The following is a 4,510-nucleotide window of genomic DNA, read 5'->3' on the forward strand; positions in this document are numbered from 1 at the left end:
AAAGACCTGGGGCACAGTGGAAAGCATGGAAAGCTTTGCCTTGAGCGGCTCCAGCAAGTTGTTGCCCTTCATGAAGGCCACTGCCGCTCTGCCGTAAATGGCCGCCTTGGCATCGGGATAGCCGATTTTGGCAAATTCCGGCTTGGTGAGATCCTGCGCCGAGGCAAGGTGCAGCCCTTTACGCCACGCCAGCACGAGCACGGCTTCGCCAAGCGGTTCATAGGCGGCAAAGGCCAGGCCGGAATCCTGCAATGTGCCTTTTTCAGAAACAATGATGCTGACGCCGCTCCCCGCCTTGGCCTGCTCAATTATCTGCCCGATGTTGCCGCTGTACATTTCTGTGGGCTTTACGCCCGATTGCTGCGCATAGGCCGCACACAACTGCTGCACCATGGGTTTGTATCCAAGCCCGGTGGTGATGGATGGCCCTTCGGCATGGGCCGACTGCGCAAAAACAAGGAGGCATGCGGTCAGTATCAGCAAAAGGTAAAAACGTTCAGGCAATACCAGAGGCTTCATGTGCGGCTCCTGACAAATAAAAGGTGTGGTAAGGCAACAGGCCCAGACCGTGCGCCTTGCCTAGGGTTTCCTCAACCATGCCCTGTGCTTCAAGGCGTCCCTGACGCAACAGCAGCATACTGCTGCCAAGGGCCAAGGCCTCATCGGGCGAATGGGTGACGTAGAGCACGGGCACGTTCCACTGCTGCGGAATGCGCGCAATGTAGGCCATAAGGCCATCCTTGAGGCTCATGTCCAGCGATGAAAGGGGTTCGTCCATGAGAAGAAGGCGCGGGCGGCAGAGCAGGGCACGCCCAATGGCAACGCGCTGCTTTTCTCCGCCGGAAAGGTGGGCCGGGCGTCTGTGCAGCAGCGGGGCGATATCGAGCAGATCGGCAACATCATCTATCTCGGGCGCATCCTTGCTGGCGTGGGCGGCATGGAACCGGAGGCCGAAACGCAGGTTCTCGCGGACAGAAAGGTGAGGAAACAGGCGGGCGTCCTGAAAAACATAGCCCAGGCGTCTGGCCTCTGGCGGCAGGTTTATGCCTTGTTCCGCGTTAAAGCAGGTGATGCCGTGACAGAGTATCTGCCCTGCATCGGGTGTTTCCAGCCCTGCAATACAATTGATAAGGCTTGTTTTTCCGGATCCTGAAGGGCCAAAAATGACAGCAGTGCCGCACTCCGCAAGCGTAAATGCAAGTTGCAGTTCAAAATTGCCGTGTTTTTTATGGATATCTACGTGCAGCATGGCCTGTCCTGAACTCGGGGTTGGGCATGACCAGACGCCTTGTGCGTCTAGTTGCGTCATATCCAGCGATCATTAAGACCATACGGAGAGTGAAGCCATGTATCAATAAATACACGGTTTATATTATAAGCGTGAATGTTGGGGCGCGGTCGTGGTCGCAGGGGCAGCCTGCATGTCCTGGGGGGGTGGAGCGGAGCGGCTTGCGCGTTTGTTGTGTAGCACACAGCGAGAGGCCTGCAAGGCCAAGGGCCTCACTCAGGCAAGCATGCGAAGCGAAAAAAGTATGGAAAGAGGAAGATTGGCTGTGCCCCCTCAGACGGGCAGGAGGCAAGCGGTCGTCAGCAGGGCAAAGGGCGCTTACGCGCCCATGCCTGCATTGCGTTCGATAAGTTTGACGGCCCGGGCAATCTGGCGGCCAAGGCTGGTTTCTTTGGAAAGTTCACGTTCCACACTGGTGATGCCCTTGATAACCGTGGAATGGCGGCGGTTGAATTTTTCGCCGATTTCTTCAAGAGTCAGTTCTGTGTGTTTGCGTGCGAGATAATACACTGTGTTGCGGCCCAGCACGCATTCCTTGCGGCGCGAGCGGGAGCTGAGCTGGCGCTCGTTGAGGCCGTAGCTTTCACAGACCAGGCGCACGATGGTGGGCATATCCGGCCCGCAGCTGATCTCCGCATACTGGCTGAGCACTTCCATGGCCAGATCAAGGTTCAGACCGCAATTGAGCAGACGCGCCTTGAAGATGAGGCTGTTCAAGCACGATTCCATCTGGCGCACATCGCCGTCAAGGCGGCAGGCCAGCAGTTCGCAAACGGAGTCGGGCAGCAGCACCTGATAACTCTTGGCCTTGCGCTCAAGAATGTGGCGGCGCATGTCTTCTGTGGGGCGGCCAATATCGGTGAGGATGCCCGAGCAGAAATGCGACACAAGCTGGCTGTCTACGCGTTGCAGTTCGCGCGGCGAAAACGATGAGGTAAAAATAACGCGTCCGCCCTTGGCCTGAAGGCTTTTAACCACGGCCAGAGCCATGTCCTGCATTTTTTCCTTACCCTGGAGAAAATGCACGTCTTCAAGCAGCAGTACGTCAAGATCGCGGAAACGGGTCTTGAAATTTTCGATGTCGTGGGTGCGCAGGGCCGCCACAAAGCGCGAGGCAAAATCTTCTGCCGTCAGGTAGCCCACGCGCGCGCCGCTGCGTTCTTCTGCAATGGCGCGGCCAACTGCCTGTGCCAGGTGGGTTTTGCCAAGGCCAGGGGCAGAGTTCATGAACAGGGTGCGTACACAGCCGCTGCTACGGCTTACATCCTGAGCTGCCGCAACAGCCATGTTATTGGTGGGGCCAACCACAAAGTCCGCAAAAGCATATCGCCAGTTGGTCGCAAGGCGATAGGCCGGGGTGCTGCTGATGGGCAGGGTGGCCTGCAACGGCGGGCGCGCCATCTGCTGGGCGGCAGTTTCCTGACGGCTGGCAGCCTCCGTGGCGTTGGCCGCCAATCCGGAAAAAGTCGTGTTCAGTATGGAAGATGAGTGCGCGAACTGCTCTGCCGTGTCAGCCTGTCTGGCGGGGGCTTCTAAAGAAGCGGGCTGCTGCACAGGGCTGGCCGCAAAGGCCGAGCCATTACGGTGGTCACGGACTGGCAGGCCAGCCGCAAGCTTGCTGCTGTGGGCGGTATCGCCGGCAGCGGTAATGCGCACGTCAACAGAAGCTGGGTCAAGCCCCAGCACCGGGGCTGCTGCTTCACGCAGGGTGGAGAGCATCTTGCCTTCAAGCCAACTGGCCACAAAAGCATTGGGCGCGGTAAGCAAAAGCCCCCCCGCGTGCACTTGTGCCTGCAAGGGTGCAATCCAGACCTTGAAAACGCCGGAATGCAGCATTTTCTTGAGATTTTCAGAAATTTCCGACCATTGTTCGCGCATGCCGCCTTGTAGCCCGAAATCAGATTTTGGGGCAATTGATGATTCCGAGCTGTTTGAGACATGGGGCCAATTTCTTATCCCCAACTTTGTTTATATCTAATAGGCCTGAATTTTAATATTTTTTAGTTACTCGGCCTGTAGTCCCTATGGTGAGATATCCTTTGAACGCAAGGCTTTCATGGGGTGTCCTGATGTTTTAAACATTGAGTCAAAAAGTTTTGCACAAATATAATTTGTTTTTTCTCTGTTTTTCTTATGTATACTTCATTTTTTAACTAGGCGTCAGCAAACTATGCGCACCGTAAGGCAAGGCAGATTGTCAAGGGGGAAAAAGAAATTTTCGGGGGTTTCATGCCGCATATCTGGACCGGAATTCCCACGAAAATTATATAAAAACTGTTGATATTAAAGAAAGTTAAGAAAATATCCAGGCATGCTCGGCGCATGCGGACATCTGGTGAATGCGCCTGATGCCAGAATGCAAAAACCCCGGCCTGAGCCGGGGTTTTGTTCCTGAGGGACGGACAGTTCAAGCAGTACTCGCGCTGAACTACCGTCCACAGCACGTTGCTTTGCCTCCAGAGAGGCTGCGGTGCTTATCTGCGGTTTAGAAGCCGTAGCGCAGGCCGAGCATGAACTCGTTTTCGTAGGGGCGGTTGCCAACGTTGTACTTGTTGCCAGCAGAGGTGACGCTCACATCGTTGTAGCCGAGGCTCACAAAGCGGTAGCCAGCATCAATGGCGAAGTGCTCGTTGATGTTGAAGGCAACACCAGCGCCCAGGTTCCACGCAAAGTTGGTGGTGCGTTGGTCGCCGCTGAACTTGTCGCCGTTGTTGGCGGTAAAGTCATAGCCAGCATAGTTGAAGGCCATGCCAAGACCACCACCCACATACGGGGTCATGATGCTGTCGTTGTGGAAATCCCAGAACAGGTTTGCAAACAGGGTCGAGGAATTCCAGGTGCCCTTGACCTGCTTGATGGCCGCGCCGCCATCGCTCCAGGTCTTTTCATTGTTGCCGCGCATGGCGAATTCAAGTTCGGCACGCAGGGGCAGCATCTGCTGGGGCCAGAAGTCGTAGCCCAGGGCCAGGGCGCCACCAAGGGTGAACTGGCTGTACTGGTCTACACCGGAGCCAGCCAGGGCGCGGGAGCGTTCAATTTGGCCGGTATTTTGAAAGCTCATCAGGAATTTGGGGGCCAGATACATGCCGTTGCCTTCAGCAGCGGCAATGTTGGGCAGTGCCAGACTCAGCACCAGCGCCAACGCAAGAATAAAGCGTTTCATGACAGTCCTCCTAGGTACTTTCCTCCAAAAAAATGAAGGCAGCTTTAAAGTTGAAACAA

The 4,510-nt window shown here is 55.8% G+C and carries 4 protein-coding genes; all 4 read right to left on the bottom strand.

Features of this window, described 5'->3' with window-relative positions; genetic code table 11:
* On the bottom strand, nucleotides 1-519 hold a 519-nt coding region (locus VEZ52_RS00100), incomplete at its 3' end, for a molybdate ABC transporter substrate-binding protein (protein WP_324835005.1).
* The gene (gene modC / locus VEZ52_RS00105; RefSeq protein ID WP_324835006.1) at nucleotides 497-1,249 is read right to left on the bottom strand and encodes a molybdenum ABC transporter ATP-binding protein; all 753 of its coding nucleotides are present in this window, start codon (nucleotides 1,247-1,249) and stop codon (nucleotides 497-499) included. The genes modC and VEZ52_RS00100, both read right to left, overlap by 23 nt.
* A gap of 357 nt (nucleotides 1,250-1,606) precedes the next feature.
* Nucleotides 1,607-3,166 carry a DnaA ATPase domain-containing protein gene (locus VEZ52_RS00110; RefSeq protein WP_324835007.1) on the bottom strand — a complete coding sequence of 520 codons (1,560 nt, stop codon included), beginning with the start codon at nucleotides 3,164-3,166 and terminating at the stop codon, nucleotides 1,607-1,609.
* Nucleotides 3,167-3,773: 607 nt separating this feature from the next.
* Complete coding sequence (locus tag VEZ52_RS00115; RefSeq protein WP_291442169.1) at nucleotides 3,774-4,451, bottom strand: outer membrane protein; 678 nt, start codon at nucleotides 4,449-4,451, stop codon at nucleotides 3,774-3,776.
* Nucleotides 4,452-4,510: the final 59 nt, after the last annotated feature.

This window comes from Desulfovibrio sp. (assembly GCF_035644575.1).
Taxonomy (GTDB): Bacteria; Desulfobacterota; Desulfovibrionia; order Desulfovibrionales; family Desulfovibrionaceae; genus Desulfovibrio.